The following is a 14,938-nucleotide window of genomic DNA, read 5'->3' on the forward strand; positions in this document are numbered from 1 at the left end:
AGTGTCATGAAGTAGCGATTTCTTACGTGATTAGAAAAAAGAATCACAAATAAAAAACCGCACCATCTTTTGAAGAGGGGTGCGGTTCTTAAGCGTTTAAGGACACTAGAGTGGCACGAAACGCATTTTGATAACCCCTTTTCAACAAGGGGTTATTGAGTCAGATTAGAACTGGTTCATCGTGTTGTCTTTACCAGACGCTTTCAGTGCAGCATCACCAGAGAAGTACTCTTTGTGATCGTCACCCATGTCAGATCCAGCCATGTTTTGGTGTCTAACACAAGCGATACCTTGACGGATCTCTTTGCGCTGAACGCCTTCTACGTAGCCCAACATACCAGCGGCACCGAAGTACTCTTTCGCTAGGTTGTCAGTTGACAACGCAGCTGTGTGGTAAGTTGGCAGTGTGATCAGGTGGTGGAAGATGCCTGCTTCGCGAGCTGCGTCTGCTTGGAACGTACGGATACGGTTGTCAGCTTCGATCGCCAATTCAGATTCATCGTACTCAACGCTCATTAGGTTGGCGCGGTCGTAACTAGAAACATCTTTACCTTCAGCTGCCATCGCATCAAACACTTGCTGACGGAAGTTCAGTGTCCAGTTGAAGGATGGGCTGTTGTTGTAAACCAGCTTCGCATTTGGCACTTCTTCACGGATACGATCAACCATTTCTTTGATCTGACCAACGTGAGGCTTCTCAGTTTCGATCCAAAGTAGATCTGCACCGTTTTGCAAAGAGGTCACACAGTCAAGAACCACACGATCAACACCTGAGCCAGGCTTGAACTGGAACAAACCAGACGCTAGACGCTTAGGCTTGAGCAGCTTGCCGTTGGCTTTAACAACCACATCACCATTGGCAATGTCTTCAGCGCTGTTGATGTAGTCACCATCTAAGAAGCTGTTGTACTTATCACCCAAGTCGCCAGGCTCGTTTGTTACTGCGATTTGCTTGGTTAAGCCAGCACCTAAGGAGTCAGTACGCGCAACGATGATACCATTGTCAATGCCAAGCTCTAAGAACGCGTAGCGAACAGCACGGATCTTAGCTAAGAAGTCAGCATGTGGAACGGTTACTTTACCGTCTTGGTGTCCGCATTGCTTCTCGTCTGATACTTGGTTCTCGATCTGAATCGCACAAGCACCTGCTTCGATCATTTTCTTAGCCAACAGGTAAGTGGCTTCTTCGTTACCGAAACCTGCATCGATGTCGGCGATGATTGGGACAACATGCGTTTGGAAGTTGTCGATTTTGTCTTGAATCGCTTTCTCTTCAGCTGCGTTACCTGCTGCACGAGCGGCATCTAGTTGACGGAATAAGCCACCCATTTCACGAGCATCCGCTTGACGAAGGAAAGTGTAAAGCTCTTCGATCAAAGCAGGTACTGAGGTTTTCTCGTGCATAGATTGGTCAGGTAATGGACCAAACTCAGAACGAAGAGCAGCAATCATCCAACCAGACAGGTAGAGGTAGCGCTTGTTCGTGGTGCCGAAATGCTTTTTGATTGCGATCAGTTTTTGTTGACCGATAAAACCATGCCAGCAGCCAAGAGACTGAGTGTACGCCGAGCTATCAGCATCGTACTCAGCCATGTCGCGGCGCATGATGTCTGCAGTATACTGAGCAATGTCTAGACCGGTTTTGAAGCGGTTTTGGGCACGCATGCGAGCTGCGTATTCTGGGTTGATACCTTCGTACGCAGGACCAAACTCTTTAGCCAAGGTAGCAATAGAATCTATATCTTTATTGATGCTAGACATGGATTTTCCTTCTCAAAATTATCGGTTGAGGAACATGGAATCTTTACATCTGCGCGAGAGAGTCGTTCCTCTCGGCTCCGTTGAAATCAATAATGCGTTGCTCGGCCTTGACTGTCAAAGCTAATTTTGTGCATAGCAGCATGGCTGTAGTATGACTACACGCTTCATCCTGTCGGAAATGTAAAAATACTACAATTTTACAGGGACAGTTTTGGTGTAAAAAGTGAGTAAATTCAGGGCTCAAGTCGAGGATAGTGGAAAGGAATCGATTGAATAAAGTTTTTAAATAAACAGCAATTTACAAGAATTTTAGTTATTAAAAAATATTTTAATATTTCAAAAAGATCTTAATGAAAGCGACTACAAAATAGAGTTAAATTAAGCAAAATACATGATTTTAAAGCTTTTTATACCAAAGTTGTGATCCTTTGGTCGTAGGTCAAAGGGGTAAGGGGGATTGTCCACTGTCGTCTTCAATGGCGACAACAGTGAACAAAAAAGATATGTATGAATAAATTTGTTAGGAATGTTTATTCTGATGCGTCGAGGTCATCTTGACTGTAAAGTGAATTCGCTAAAATCAAGTCAGACAAGAGCGTTACTGATTGTGCATCTGCAGCATTTACGTCATCGCCTAATAAAGGCTCAGGATGGCAAAGACGTTTGGCTAAACGTCGGCTATCTGGCGTGTCCAGTGCGTAGTGTTTACCATCCACAAATAAATGCGTAACAGTCTCTGATTCTATGAATGAATAGCGGCTTCCTTCGTTTTGCGCTAGGACGCCACCCTCTTCTAAAAATGCACGAATGTCATCCAGAGAGAAGGGATCGGCATCTGTTTCAGCATAAAGAGGATACTTAGGTTCAGTAATCCACTCACCGAACCATTTCGCGAGGAGGTCAGGTTGGTCTAGACATTCAAGTAGGGTTGCACGCACTTTATTGAGGGCATCATGGCTGATTTCACCCGGTTCGGTTTGCAAGGTAAGATCCGGATCGCTGTAGCGGGCATCATGACCAAGGCGTTCGCCAATATAATCCGTAAAGCTGCGTAATATTTCGTGATGAGCAGGCGCTCTGAAACCAACGGAGCAGGTCATGCAATCATCGCCTATCGCAATTCCATTGTGGCCCACTCTCGGCGGTAAGTAGAGAATATCGCCAGGCTCCAATACATAGCTTTCTTGTGCTTCCCATTCAGGAAGAATCATGACGGGTGCATCTTCGCGACGTGGTGAATGCTCATCAAATAACCCGCCGACTTCCCAGCGACGTTTTCCTTTCACTTGTATCAGAAATACATCGTAATTGTCGTAATGAGGTCCGACACCGCCACCGTCTGTGGCGTAGCTGATCATTAGATCGTCTACACGCCAGTTGGGTACAAAGGAGAAGCGACGCAGAAGGGCGTTCGCCTCAGGAGACCAATGATCAACGCCTTGCACGAGGAGTGTCCAACCCGAGGGGGGGAGTTGTGCAAAGTCTTCGTCACTGAAGGGGCCATGGCGCATAGACCATTGATCCAATGACGGATTAAAGCTGATCAGTCGAGACTCTACGTCCTCTTCGCATGCCAATCCCGCTAACTCGTCAGGCTCGATTGGAGGTGGCATCTCTGCTAAAGCATTGCGGATTACTAAGGGTTTCTTTTGCCAGTAATCGCGCAAAAATTCTTCTGCGCTCATGTTGCCGAGCGGGTAGTTGGGTGTCATATGAGTAGAGTCCAGACAGGGTTAAGAGGCTTGATCATCATTGGAGTGCGTTGAGTGCGAAGGGTGTTGGTTGCGCTCTAGGCTCTCTTCAACTGAATTCAAAATACCTCTGAGAATGCTGAGTTCAGTACGTTCAGGACGGGAGCGATTAAAATAGCGCTTTATCTTATCGAGAACGCGTCCCTCATGTTGAGGAATAATGAATTGTGTTTGTCGCAGCACCTTTTCTAGGTGTTCGTAGAACAACACCATTTCCGATTGACGTGCATAGGGGGCATCAGCAATTGGAGTTTGCTGAGGTGTTTTGTAGGTTCTAAAAAGCTCGTAACATACGAGTTGAACTGCCTGGGCTATATTTAAAACGGGATACTCGGGATTGGCATCTATATACAGGTGGCGATTACATGCCAGCATTTCTGCATTGTTTAAGCCCATCGTTTCTCGGCCAAACAGTATTGCGATCTGCCCTGAATGTGCTTCCTGGTGGATGAGTGATGCCGCCGCTTCTAAATCGAGCAAGGGGAGATTGAAGGTGCGTTCGCGAGCGCTGGTGCCCACAATCAATTGGCAGTCAGCGATGGCTTCGTCGAGACAGCTTACAACCTGAGCTGACTCCAGCAAATCTTTCGCACCGGCTGCTCGGGAGGTGGCCTCAGGGTCTGGAAAGACCCGAGGCTGGACCAAATACAGCTGGCTTAAGCCCATGTTTTTCATCGCACGGGCAACCGCACCTATGTTACCTGGATGAAAGGTTTCAACAAGAACGATACGGATGTTGTCCAGCATAGCCGCTTAGATTCCTTTTGCTTGCGATATCGCGTTGCCAATATATGTACTCGGTGTTAGTGCCAATAACTCAGTTTTGGCTGACTCTGGAATTTCAAGCGTCGCAATAAAGGCTTGAAGGGTGTCGCGTGTCATGGCTTGACCGCGTGTCAGGTCTTTGAGTTTTTCATAAGGCTCTTCAATTGCATAGCGACGCATTACGGTTTGGATGGGTTCAGCCAAGACCTCCCAAGCATTGTCTAAATCTTCATGCAAGCGTTGTGGGTTAGCTTCGAGTTTTGAAATGCCTTTTAAGCTGGCTTGATATGCAATTAAACTGTGACCAAAGCCCACACCTAAGTTGCGCAACACGGTCGAGTCGGTTAGGTCACGCTGCCATCTTGAAATAGGCAGTTTTTGTGCTAAATGCTGCATGATCGCGTTAGCGATGCCTAAATTACCTTCTGAGTTTTCAAAGTCGATTGGATTCACTTTATGTGGCATGGTGGATGAGCCCACTTCGCCAGCGACGGTTTTTTGCTTGAAGTAACCCAGTGAAATATAGCCCCAAACATCACGATCAAAATCAATTAAGATCGTGTTGAAACGGCATACGGCATCAAAGAGTTCTGCAATGTAATCGTGGGGTTCGATTTGAGTGGTAAAGGGGTTAAAGGATAAACCTAGGCCTTCGATAAAACTTTTTGCATTGGCAGCCCAATCGATGGTTGGGTAAGCGCTTAGATGAGCATTGTAGTTGCCGACCGCGCCATTGATTTTACCCAGAAACTCAACGGCTTCAATTTGTTTAATTTGGCGTTGTAAGCGGTAGGCCACATTCGCCATTTCTTTACCAACAGTGGTGGGCGATGCAGTTTGGCCGTGTGTACGTGACAGCATGGGGAGTTCGGCATGCTGGTGAGCCAACTTAACGATTGCTTCCGTAACCGCGCGCATTTGATCCAACAGCAATGCAGTGCCATTTTTAAGCATCAGTGCATGAGAGAGGTTGTTGATATCTTCAGAGGTGCAGGCAAAGTGCACAAACTCGGTGATGCTATTGAGTTCGGCATTGCTGCTGATTTTTTCTTTAATGAAGTATTCAACCGCTTTTACGTCATGGTTGGTGCGGCTTTCAATCGCTTTGATGCGAGCGGCGTCTGTTTCATTGAAGTCGCTGACAATCTGGTTTAATAGAGTGTTAGCTTCTTGGCTTAAGATTGGAACTTCATCGATTTGAGGATGCGCCGCGAGTTGCTGTAACCAACGGATTTCCACTTCGACACGAAAGCGGATCAGGCCATATTCGCTGAAAAATGAACGTAGGTCTGCGGTTTTGCTACCGTAGCGACCATCGACAGGGGATATAGCGGTTAGGGCAGAAAGCTCCATGAATACGATCTCACTTACTTAACAGTTATAAAGTCTTTGTGCGGGCAAGACTAATCAGCTACAGGATTAGTGCTTAGCCATAATTCTTTTTAAAGAAGGACGCACACGGGATTTAAAGAAAAACAAATGCCAGCGTTTTCCACCGACCTGACGCCACAGCATGGCTGCACGAACAGAGGCTAATAATAACGCACGAATTTTAGCGGCATTGTCAGGATTTTGCAGGTGTCTTGGATCACCACCAACCTGTACACGAAAACTAAAGGTGCTCAGTGTGTCTTGGTAAAGTGAGGCAAGGCCCGCAATCACATTACTATGTGTGTATTGGGATGGATTAAACGACGCACCTTGATCGATCTCTGTCTCAGAAGGCTCGGATAAATCAGGGTTAAAATACCGTGCTTTTGTTTGTAAACCCTCAAGGCGCTGACCAATTGTTTGCAGCATATCTGGGCGATCATTTAGTTTTCGCTCTAAATGTATCGCGCTCAGCGCATAACGCATCATGTCGGCATTTTGTTCTGATTTTTGCTTATCACACAGCTCTTGTAAGGAACGAAGGCCCACACTTAAGTTAAAGGGGATATCTCTGACGCCACCAAAGATATCTTCGGTAAGGTCAGGATTGGTGATAAATAAACTGGCGATACTGGTTTCAAAGCTATTTTGTGGCACCATCCCGCGGCGTGCAATCTGGCTGACGAGGTTGGCGGCTTGAAAAACACCGGCAAGCGCAATTACTTGTTCATCATGCTGTCGTGACATGCTTAGCTGACCCTACTTAAACTACGACTAGTGGTTTCAATAACAGCGCCGCCCAAGCAGGTATCATCCTGATAAAATACAACGGATTGACCCGGCGTAACAGCGCGTTGTGGTTCATCAAATGTGACTAAAAAAGAACCGTTTTCTTGTTTTTCAATCAGACAAGCCTGATCACTTTGGCGATAACGAACCTTTGCTTTGCAGCGTAAAGGCAGTTCCATTTCAGAACCATTAATCCAAAAAATGTCACTGCAGGTTAGCCATTCAGAGTAAAGTAACGAATGCTGCTGGCCCTGTACGGCTATTAGAACATTACGATCCAGGTCTTTATTACAGGTAAACCAAGGCTCCTCAGAGAAGTCTTTTAAGCCACCAATGCCAAGCCCTTGGCGTTGGCCGATGGTGTAATACATGAGGCCTGTGTGTTCGCCGATAACAATCCCTTCGGGTGTTTCAATTTTACCCGGTTGAGCGGGGAGGTACTGCTGAAGAAAGTCTTTGAAGCGACGTTCACCGATGAAACAGATGCCCGTGCTGTCTTTTTTATTGTGCGTGATGAGCCCGTGTTGTTCAGCTAATGCGCGCACGTCAGATTTTTCCAGTTCACCGACTGGAAAAAGACTGAGCCTGAGTTGCTCTTCACCCACTAAATGCAAGAAATAGCTTTGATCTTTATTGCCGTCGAGGCCTTTAAGGAGGTACGTGCGATCATTGACGTCCGCGCGACGGACATAATGGCCTGTGGCGATTAAGTCAGCACCTAAAAATTGAGCATATTCCAAAAAGGCTTTAAACTTGATTTCGCGGTTACATAAAATATCCGGATTGGGTGTGCGTCCGGCTTTATATTCAGCTAAAAAATGTTCAAAGACGTTATCCCAGTACTCTGCTGCGAAATTAGCCGTATGAAGTGGAATACCAAGTGTGTTGCAAACGGCCTGAGCATCAGCTAGATCGTCTTTGGCCGTGCAGTACTCGGTCCCGTCGTCTTCGTCCCAGTTTTTCATAAACAGGCCTTCAACCTGATAGCCTTGTTGCAACAGCAACAAAGCCGAAACTGAAGAGTCGACACCCCCAGACATACCCACAATCACTTTGGTTTGTGAAAGATCAGTCATTTCTCGCCGTAATCTTTGTCAAAATAAAGCGAATATTATACCAGTTATTTTCCGGGTGTGCTCTGCTTCTTAGCGCTTTTGCGGGAGCCTGGACCAGGCTTGTGGGATGAAAGACGTTTTGTGTGCGCTGTTGCTTCAGAACTTCTACCGTCTGATGAAGGTAAGTTGACGTGGGTGGTTAGCCATTGACCAGGTTGCAGACTTGTTAGCGACCATGGGCCTATTGCATAGCGAATGAGCCTAAGGGTTGGAAAACCAACCGCGGCGGTCATACGTCTGACTTGCCGATTTCGCCCTTCGTGAATAATCAGTTCAATCCAAGAGGTTGGCAGATGTTTGCGTTCACGAATCGGAGGGTTTCGTGGCCAAAGGTCGGGATCGGATAGGGGGCGAACCTCGGCGGGAAGTGTCATGCCATCTTTTAACATGACGCCTTTGCGCAGTTGCTCAAGTGCGGCGTCGTTGGGCACACCTTCAACCTGAACCCAATAGGTTTTTGGCAGTTTGAAACGAGGATGAGTTAGTTTCTGTTGCAGCGCGCCATCTTGAGTGAGTAACAGTAAACCTTCAGAATCATAGTCTAAGCGTCCGGCTGCATATACATTTGGAACGGGAATAAAATCGGATAGCGTGGATCGGCCCTCTGGATCCGTAAAGCAACTTAAAACCTGATAGGGCTTGTTGAATAAAAGAATTTTAGACATGGCAGCACAAACGAATCCGTTAAGACGATGTCTTAGGGTAAGCAATGCGGCAAACACATACAACTATCAAGTCCTATTAATATATAAATAGGACAAGATTTTGTGTTTGCTATCTCATAAAAGCTAACAGATTACTGAGGTTCTAAGAGACGAATATTGATGGCATGCAATCCTTTTGGGCCCTCCTTAGTTTCGAACTGGACGTCTTGTCCAGCTTTCAGACTTTTATAACCATCTGATAAAATTGCAGAAAAGTGTGCAAACAATTCTTCATCGCAGGATTCTGAAAGGATAAAACCATACCCTTTTGAATTGTTAAACCACTTGACCTTGCCTGTCTTCATAACTAGCTCCCCAATATCCCTTTTTTTCAGGCCTATGATTGACCTGAACTCAACATTTAACACGTAAGCAGTAACAGTTTTAAAAGAAACTGGATACGCGTCTTTACATCCATGCAGGGACTGCTGATACTAAATACCACTCCTGCGGGTTGAATTATATTACGTAAAAGATATCCAACAAAAGAACTAAGTCCAAAATTTATGTTTAATGATGACTTTGAGTGTGATATGCATAACGATAGTAAGATGGAAGATGTAATGGCACACCAAGATGATGGAGACACGTTCGACCAAGATTCTGATGGTCAATTGGCAACGGCGGAAACAAAGCCTAAACTGAAGAAGCCACCTATGTATAAGGTGGTGTTGTTAAATGATGACTACACGCCTATGGACTTTGTGGTTGAGGTGCTTATGGTATTTTTCAATCTTGATGAAGAAAAAGCCACTCAAATCATGTTGGCCGTTCATCAACAAGGTAAGGGTGTTTGTGGGGTGTACACACGTGATGTTGCCGAGACCAAGGCGGCACAAGTGACCCAATACGCTCAAGCCAACAAACATCCTTTATTATGTCAAGTAGAGCAGGTCTAGAGAGGTAGCCGTCATGTTAAATCGTGAACTGGAAGATTCATTGAGCGCTGCCTTTCGGGCAGCAAGAGATAAGCGTCATGAGTTTATGACGGTTGAGCATCTGCTATTGGCGTTGTTGGATAATCGTGAAGCGGCTGAGGTTTTGATGGCCTGCGGTGCTGATTTTCCGCGTCTGCGCAGTCAGTTGCAAAATTTTATTGATGAAACCACCCCTATTTTGTCAGATACATTTGCCTCCATGGAAACGCAACCCACTCTCGGTTTTCAAAGAGTGTTGCAGCGAGCTGTTTTCCATGTGCAGTCGTCTGGTAAGTCTGATGTCAACGGCGCGAATGTGTTGGTGGCCATCTTTAGTGAGCAAGAAAGTCATGCTGTGTATGTATTGCAACAGCAGGGTATTGAACGCTTGGATATTGTTAATTTTATTTCCCATGGCATTTCTAAGGTGGGCGGAAACGAGCAGTCTGAACAACGCAACAACGACGAGTCTGAAGGTAATGAAAGTGCCGAAAAAGGACAGAGTGCTCTATCACTCTATGCCGTTAATCTGAACCAGCAAGCAATTTTGGGACGTATTGATCCTCTGGTTGGTCGTGATCATGAAGTAGAAAGAGTCGTACAGATATTGTCACGCCGCCGTAAAAACAACCCTTTACTGGTGGGTGAAGCCGGTGTGGGTAAGACAGCCATTGCCGAAGGTTTGGCGAAACTTGTCGTTGAAAAACAAGTACCGGATATCATTGCTGATAGTGTTGTTTACTCACTGGATTTAGGGGCGTTGTTAGCTGGTACAAAATACCGTGGCGATTTTGAAAAGCGCCTGAAAAATTTGCTTAATGAGATTCGGCATCAACCCAAATCAGTCCTGTTTATTGACGAAATTCACACCATCATTGGTGCAGGAGCCGCCTCGGGTGGTTCAATGGATGCGTCCAATCTTCTCAAGCCTTTACTCAGTTCTGGTGAAATACGTTGCATTGGTTCAACGACCTTCCAAGAATTTAGAGGAATTTTTGAAAAAGATCGTGCCTTAGCACGACGTTTCCAGAAAGTTGATGTTCTTGAACCTAGCGTTGCGGATACTTATCAAATTCTCAAGGGCTTACGTTCACGTTTTGAAGAACATCATGAAGTTGAGTACACCGATGCTGCACTAAAATCGGCTGCGGAATTGGCAGATCGTTATATTAATGACAAGCATATGCCAGACAAGGCGATCGATGTTATTGATGAGAGTGGTGCCTATCAACGTTTGCAGAAACCTGAAAATCGCAAGAAAGTGATTGATGTTCCTGAAATCGAAGCGATTGTGGCAAAAATAGCGCGCATTCCGCCAAAAAGTGTCTCAGCTTCCGATAAAGATCAGCTTAAAAAGCTGGATAGCAACCTCAAAATGGTGGTGCTGGGTCAAGATGAGGCCATTGATACGCTGTCGGCTGCGATCAAGTTGTCTCGTGCCGGATTAAAAGAGCCCAATAAGCCTGTAGGCTCCTTCTTGCTTGCAGGTCCAACAGGTGTAGGTAAAACTGAAGTCACGTCCCAGTTGGCGCGTATTTTAGGGATTGAGTTGGTTCGATTTGATATGTCTGAGTACATGGAACGACATACCGTATCGCGCTTGATTGGTGCGCCGCCAGGGTATGTGGGCTTTGACCAAGGTGGTTTGCTGACCGAAGCCATTACCAAAACACCTCATTGTGTGTTGTTGTTAGATGAAATTGAAAAAGCACATCCTGAAGTCTTCAATATCCTGCTGCAAGTGATGGATAACGGCACCTTGACGGATAATAATGGTCGTAAAGCTGATTTCAGAAATGTGGTATTAGTCATGACTACCAATGCTGGAGCAGAGGCCATGGGGCGTCCTTCCATCGGGTTTAGTAAGCAAGACCATGCGACTGACGGTATGGAAGCAATTAAGCGTCTGTTTAGCCCTGAATTCCGCAATCGCTTGGATGCAGTCGTTCAATTTAAGCCTTTATCCTTGGATATTATTAAGGGTGTGGTAGATAAATTCTTAACGGAATTGCAAGCTCAATTAGATGATAAAGCTGTGGTGCTTGATGTATCCGAAGCGGCTCGCAGTTGGCTGGCAGAGCATGGCTACGATGACAAAATGGGGGCTAGGCCCATGCGTCGCTTGATCCAAGAAAAAATCAAAAAGCCTTTGGCTGAAATGATATTGTTTGGTGAGTTGTCAGAGGGCGGTGGTGAGGTTCGCATTGATGTCTGTGGTTCTGAAATTTGTTTAACCTGTGAAATGGCAGAAGCTTAATTCCAATGACAGACCTATAGGGAGTCGCCGTAAGGGCATACATGGTCACACAACAATCGATACGCTCTGACTTGCTGTTAGTGTTGGTAACATTGCTGGCAGCAATCAGTTGGGTATTCTCTCGTGAAGCGTTAAATGGCATGGAGCCATTGTTTTTTATCGGTGTTCGTTTTTTAGGTGCAGGTCTTTTGTTAGCGATTCCTGGATGGAGTCGCTTACGCACCTTCTCACCTCAAGCCTGGCGAAGAGCGCTCTTGACAGGTTGCGTCATGGGGATCGCCATGATGTTTTGGATTATGGGCTTGTTCTTTGCTGATAACATGGGAGTAGGGGCTTTTTTGACAAGTTTAGCGGTCGTATTTATACCGATTGTTGGACGCCTCCTGTTCGGCGAAAAGGCAGCTCGTAGCACCTGGGTGGCGATGGGTATTGCGCTGATTGGCTTGGTTTTTCTGCGCATTGAAGGCGGCTTTTCCCTGTCAACGTCGGATCTATTCTTTTTGGCTTCGGCACTGCTTTTCTCGTTACACTTTAACTTGAACAGTCGATTTGCTGCCAAACTCCCTGTTTGGCCATTGACCGCTATTCAGTTGTCGGTAACCGGGATTATTGGTTTGTTAGGATCTTTGGCGTTTGAATCGGCTCCCAGTTGGCCTAGTCAATCGTTATTGGGTTGGCTCGCGGCGAGTATCTTGATTGGTACTTGTATGAGATTTTTTATTCAGGTCAAAGCTCAGGGCATGGCGCCTGTCAGTCATGCGGCTGTGATTATGACATTGGAGCCGGTATGGGCCTCAATCTTAGGCGTTTATTGGTTTGCTGAATCGATGACGGGGATACAGTTACTCGGCTGTTGTTTAATTTTCAGTGCTTTGCTTGTGAGTCGTTGGCGATTGTTGCTGGGACGACCGGCTTAATAAGTGCTTTTCACTCTCATCATGAATTCTTGATGAGAGTGAAACCAAACACAAAATAACTAACTTTTATCAGTGTTTGCTTTTTCATCAAACGTATAAAAAAAGCTCCAATAGGCATAAGCACTGAGAGCGGATGCAATGACAGCCCAAAAATAAGCACCCGTTAACCATTCAACTGCTGTCCAAAATAAGCATAGAAGAATGGCTAAAATGCGTCTATGTTTTGGACGAAAAAAATCTATTTCTTTTTGATTCATACTTCTCTATGTCTCTTTTGTTGGAGATATTTGTTAGGTCGAACTATATGTTTTTTTATCTCAATAAATCAGGCAGTCGTCTTCGTTTTGGAATGCTATGTTGGTCTCGATCTGACATAGGTCTATCAGAGCAAAAAAATCGAACGAAATACTTAAAATGCATTCTAATCAACATAACCATAGTATCGCCCATCTAGATTGCTAACAGACAATCGTTTGGTGGATTTACACTTAGTTTGTTGCTTGATCTATTTCAATGCAATCCCTAGAGTTTAATTCATAGTTTTGACTAGGAGTTCAGGTGGCCGAATCCGCATCAACACAACATCGAATGACACGGTTTTTTCAAGCCGCATTTTGGATCATGTTGTTGGTTCTATTGTCTTTATACTTCTCGGGATATTTAGATCAGCGTAATAATCCTAATCGTAATTTGGCCGTTATCGATCTTGAAGTAGGCTCCGAAGTGGTATTGCAAAGCAATCGAAACGGCCATTATATCGCTCCTGGGTTTATCAATGGGCACCCCGTTACCTTTTTATTAGACACAGGAGCAACAACTGTTAGTGTGCCTGAGGGAGTCGCAAAGAAGGTTGGTCTTAAACCTGGACGAACAGTGAGAGTCAGTACTGCGAACGGAATTGTTTCGGTGTATCAGACACAGCTCAACACAGTCCAGCTCGGTGGAATTCAAATGCAGTTGGTCGAAGGCCATATCAATCCCCATATGTCGTCAGATATTGTTTTGTTAGGGATGAGCTTCATGCGTAATCTCGAGATTAATCAACGCGCAGGTGTATTGGTGCTTAAACTACCTTAGTCGACACTTTGCGCTTTACTATTCCGTGGGTAATACTCAAGTCTACTCTCAGACTGAGTGGTGACTTGCTATGTTAGACATCATTAAATCGGTGCTCGCTGCTTTTTTTGGCGTGCAATCGGATCAAAATCGGCGTAAAGATTTTCAACGCTCATCGCCTTGGCCCTATGTAGGGGTAGGCATTGTGATGACAATCATCTTTGTTCTCTTGGTCGCACTCGTTGCGCATCTGGCTGCAAAATAATCAATTATTTTTTTGCGCGTTCTAGATTCCTGTCTTAGACTCAATGCATTCAACATGTTTGGCTTCATTTCCTGATTGATAACAATAAAAGGAGGGAGTGATGATCCGGCTTACAATCGCGGCATTTCTCGGATTTGCGTTATTGCCATTAATTGGCAATGTTCATGCGTCTTCAATTAATACCTCATCGGGTTGGAATATGCCGATGGGCGTTACGGACATAAGTCAGGAAGTCTTTCATCTCCACATGACGATTCTTTGGATTTGCATCGCAATTGCGGTGATTGTCTTTGGTGTCATGTTTTGGTCTTTGTTTAAGTATCGCCGTACTCAAGGCGCTAAATCCGCACACTTCCATGAAAATACCTTTGTCGAAGTCATGTGGACAGCCATTCCGATGGTGATCTTGGTGGTGATGGCGATTCCGGCCACCGCTACTTTAAAAAAGATGTACGACACGAGCAATGCAGATATTGATATTTTGGTGACAGGGTATCAGTGGCGTTGGCGTTATGAGTATTTAGGTGAGGATGTCAGTTTTTTTAGCAATTTATCAACACCCAGAGAACAAATTTATGGCCAAGAAGAGCGAGGCGATTTTTACTTAGTGGAAGTCGATGAGCCGATGGTGGTTCCGGTGGGTCGAAAGATTCGATTGTTGTTAACGGCAAATGACGTTATTCATTCTTGGTGGGTGCCTGATTTAGCAGTTAAAAAGGATGCTATACCTGGGTTTATTAATGAGTCTTGGACGCGAATTGATGAACCTGGAGTCTATCGAGGCCAGTGCGCTGAGTTGTGCGGTCGTGACCATGGATTTATGCCGATTGAGGTTAAAGCCGTGTCGGAAGAAGAGTATGTGGCATGGTTGGCAAGCAAGCGTGAAGCTGCTATCACCGAAGCACAGGGTGCAGACAGGGAGTGGGCATTGGGTGAGTTGATGGAGCGGGGCGAAGGTACCTACAATACCTATTGCGCCGCTTGCCATCAACCGGATGGAAAAGGCCTCCCTCCTATATTCCCTGCGCTAGCTGGGACTGGAATTTCCATCGACCCCAGCGCTCGACAAGCACATATTGATATTGTGCTTTATGGCAAAACAGGTACACCAATGCCTGCATTTGGAACGACACTTTCTCCTGCTGAATTGGCCGCAGTCATTACCTACGAGCGAAACGCTTGGGGCAACAATACTGCCGATAGCGTTCAACCCGCTGAAATCCGTGATTTGTTGGGTTCACAATAATAAGAGGTGAGTGAGATGGCATCT

General features: G+C 45.5%; 15 protein-coding genes. 6 read left to right on the forward strand and 9 right to left on the reverse strand.

Annotation, left to right across the window (positions count from 1 at the left end):
• Positions 1-165: 165 nt before the first annotated feature.
• From DN062_RS03040 to DN062_RS03075, 8 genes are all read right to left on the reverse strand, one after another.
• Positions 166-1,761, reverse strand: coding sequence for an isocitrate lyase (locus DN062_RS03040; RefSeq protein ID WP_112157426.1), 1,596 nt, complete (start codon positions 1,759-1,761; stop codon positions 166-168).
• A 530-nt stretch (positions 1,762-2,291) separates the two neighbouring features.
• Positions 2,292-3,473: a ribosomal protein uL16 3-hydroxylase gene (locus DN062_RS03045; protein ID WP_112157428.1), complete on the reverse strand. Its 1,182-nt coding sequence runs from the start codon at positions 3,471-3,473 to the stop codon at positions 2,292-2,294.
• Between the two features lie 21 nt (positions 3,474-3,494).
• Positions 3,495-4,259, reverse strand: coding sequence for an RNA methyltransferase (locus tag DN062_RS03050; RefSeq protein WP_112157430.1), 765 nt, complete (start codon positions 4,257-4,259; stop codon positions 3,495-3,497).
• Between the two features lie 6 nt (positions 4,260-4,265).
• A complete protein-coding gene (gene purB / locus DN062_RS03055) occupies positions 4,266-5,630 on the reverse strand; it encodes an adenylosuccinate lyase (protein ID WP_112157431.1) in 1,365 nt (454 codons plus the stop codon).
• A 66-nt stretch (positions 5,631-5,696) separates the two neighbouring features.
• Entirely contained in the window at positions 5,697-6,395 is a 699-nt protein-coding gene (hflD, locus tag DN062_RS03060; RefSeq protein ID WP_112157433.1) for a high frequency lysogenization protein HflD, read from the reverse strand.
• Between the two features lie 2 nt (positions 6,396-6,397).
• Entirely contained in the window at positions 6,398-7,513 is a 1,116-nt protein-coding gene (gene mnmA, locus DN062_RS03065; RefSeq protein WP_112157434.1) for a tRNA 2-thiouridine(34) synthase MnmA, read from the reverse strand.
• A 44-nt stretch (positions 7,514-7,557) separates the two neighbouring features.
• On the reverse strand, positions 7,558-8,217 hold the full coding sequence (locus tag DN062_RS03070) for a pseudouridine synthase (RefSeq protein ID WP_112157436.1): 660 nt from the start codon (positions 8,215-8,217) through the stop codon (positions 7,558-7,560).
• Between the two features lie 131 nt (positions 8,218-8,348).
• On the reverse strand, positions 8,349-8,561 hold the full coding sequence (locus DN062_RS03075) for a cold-shock protein (RefSeq protein WP_112157438.1): 213 nt from the start codon (positions 8,559-8,561) through the stop codon (positions 8,349-8,351).
• Positions 8,562-8,819: 258 nt separating this feature from the next.
• Here DN062_RS03075 and clpS point away from each other — a divergent pair, with 258 nt between their 5' ends.
• Genes clpS through DN062_RS03090 form a run of 3 tightly spaced genes read left to right on the forward strand, consistent with a single transcriptional unit; the run spans position 8,820 to position 12,347 of the window.
• Complete coding sequence (gene clpS, locus DN062_RS03080; protein WP_476703531.1) at positions 8,820-9,155, forward strand: ATP-dependent Clp protease adapter ClpS; 336 nt, start codon at positions 8,820-8,822, stop codon at positions 9,153-9,155.
• A 13-nt stretch (positions 9,156-9,168) separates the two neighbouring features.
• On the forward strand, positions 9,169-11,430 hold the full coding sequence (clpA, locus tag DN062_RS03085; protein ID WP_112157439.1) for an ATP-dependent Clp protease ATP-binding subunit ClpA: 2,262 nt from the start codon (positions 9,169-9,171) through the stop codon (positions 11,428-11,430).
• Between the two features lie 41 nt (positions 11,431-11,471).
• Positions 11,472-12,347 carry a DMT family transporter gene (locus tag DN062_RS03090; protein WP_112157440.1) on the forward strand — a complete coding sequence of 292 codons (876 nt, stop codon included), beginning with the start codon at positions 11,472-11,474 and terminating at the stop codon, positions 12,345-12,347.
• 59 nt (positions 12,348-12,406) lie between these two features.
• Here DN062_RS03090 and DN062_RS03095 read toward each other — a convergent pair whose 3' ends face one another.
• A complete protein-coding gene (locus DN062_RS03095) occupies positions 12,407-12,604 on the reverse strand; it encodes a hypothetical protein (RefSeq protein ID WP_112157442.1) in 198 nt (65 codons plus the stop codon).
• 301 nt (positions 12,605-12,905) lie between these two features.
• On the opposite strand from DN062_RS03095, the gene DN062_RS03100 reads away from it, so the two are divergent.
• From DN062_RS03100 to coxB, 3 genes are all read left to right on the forward strand, one after another.
• Positions 12,906-13,424 carry a retropepsin-like aspartic protease family protein gene (locus DN062_RS03100; RefSeq protein WP_239995673.1) on the forward strand — a complete coding sequence of 173 codons (519 nt, stop codon included), beginning with the start codon at positions 12,906-12,908 and terminating at the stop codon, positions 13,422-13,424.
• A 70-nt stretch (positions 13,425-13,494) separates the two neighbouring features.
• Positions 13,495-13,668, forward strand: a complete 174-nt coding sequence (locus tag DN062_RS03105; RefSeq protein WP_112157444.1) for a DUF2970 domain-containing protein — start codon at positions 13,495-13,497, stop codon at positions 13,666-13,668.
• Between the two features lie 100 nt (positions 13,669-13,768).
• Entirely contained in the window at positions 13,769-14,914 is a 1,146-nt protein-coding gene (gene coxB, locus DN062_RS03110; protein WP_112157446.1) for a cytochrome c oxidase subunit II, read from the forward strand.
• Positions 14,915-14,938: the final 24 nt, after the last annotated feature.

Origin of the sequence: Nitrincola tibetensis (assembly GCF_003284585.1) — a bacterium.
In the GTDB taxonomy this organism is placed as follows: domain Bacteria; phylum Pseudomonadota; class Gammaproteobacteria; order Pseudomonadales; family Balneatricaceae; genus Nitrincola; species Nitrincola tibetensis.